Origin of the sequence: Mesorhizobium sp. M1E.F.Ca.ET.063.01.1.1, assembly GCF_003998155.1 — a bacterium.
Taxonomy (GTDB): Bacteria; Pseudomonadota; Alphaproteobacteria; order Rhizobiales; family Rhizobiaceae; genus Mesorhizobium.
The window spans coordinates 1-424 of the sequence record NZ_RZSC01001658.1 but is presented as its reverse complement, the minus strand read 5'-3'; the positions used below and the strand labels follow the sequence as shown (position 1 = coordinate 424).

Here is a 424-nt window from a genome sequence, read left to right as displayed (position 1 = left end):
GTCGGGTTGCCTGTGAACTGACGGAACTGATCGCGCACCGCGGCAAGCCGGGCATGATCGTTTCCGACCACGGCACAGAGTTCACTTCGAACGCCATCCTCGCCTGGTCGAAGGATCCACGGGATCGAATGGCACTACATCGCGCCAGGCAGGCCGATGCAGACGGATGTTGTAGAATAGCCCCTTCTTCTCATTCGGCGGCTTTTTTCACAGCCTTCCGCCTTTCGGGCCTCGTTCGCCATCGGGCGGTCTCTGCTGCATAGGCAGCTTCTGCCTTTTCGACTCGGGATCGTTCTTCGGCCAGCTTGGCCGGGATGTTGTAGTCGAACGCGGAGCCGCGCCTGGCATGGCTGGTCGGGAGGCCGGCGCGCATTCGACCGATCTGAACTTGCGGGCGAGCAAGGCAGGCCGGGCCCAGATATAG

The 424-nt window shown here is 62.0% G+C and carries 1 protein-coding gene and 1 pseudogene; one reads left to right on the top strand and one right to left on the bottom strand.

Going from position 1 to position 424, the window contains the following annotated elements:
* Nucleotides 1-162 (top strand): annotated as a pseudogene (locus EOA29_RS40285) (DDE-type integrase/transposase/recombinase); the annotation flags it as partial.
* Between the two features lie 28 nt (nucleotides 163-190).
* Here the strand turns inward: EOA29_RS40285 and EOA29_RS42565 are convergent.
* The gene (locus EOA29_RS42565) at nucleotides 191-373 is read right to left on the bottom strand and encodes a hypothetical protein (protein WP_210213245.1); all 183 of its coding nucleotides are present in this window, start codon (nucleotides 371-373) and stop codon (nucleotides 191-193) included.
* Nucleotides 374-424: the final 51 nt, after the last annotated feature.